General features: G+C 64.1%; 1 protein-coding gene. It reads left to right on the top strand.

The features are described 5' to 3' along the window. Nucleotides 1-270: 5'/3'-nucleotidase SurE (locus EOD29_RS31900; protein WP_281059246.1), on the top strand; the 270-nt coding region annotated here is incomplete at both ends.

The following is a 270-nucleotide window of genomic DNA, read 5'->3' as shown; positions in this document are numbered from 1 at the left end:
TGCGCGGCACGCCGACCGATTGCGTTATCATGGGCATCAGGCAGGTGATGGACATCAAGCCGGATCTCGTCCTGTCAGGCGTCAATTCAGGCTCGAACGTCGCCGACGACGTGACCTATTCCGGCACGATCGCCGGCGCCATCGAGGGCACGATGCAGGGCGTGCGCTCCTTCGCGCTGAGCCAGGCCTATCTCTATGAGGACGGCGCACGCATCGTGCCCTGGGAGGTCTGCGAGACGCATGCGCCGGCCCTTCTGGAAAAGCTGATGG

The organism is Mesorhizobium sp. M1A.T.Ca.IN.004.03.1.1 (assembly GCF_003997555.1).
Classification (GTDB): Bacteria; Pseudomonadota; Alphaproteobacteria; order Rhizobiales; family Rhizobiaceae; genus Mesorhizobium.
Note: the sequence above shows the minus strand (reverse complement) of the source record. Positions and strands in the feature narration are given on the sequence as shown.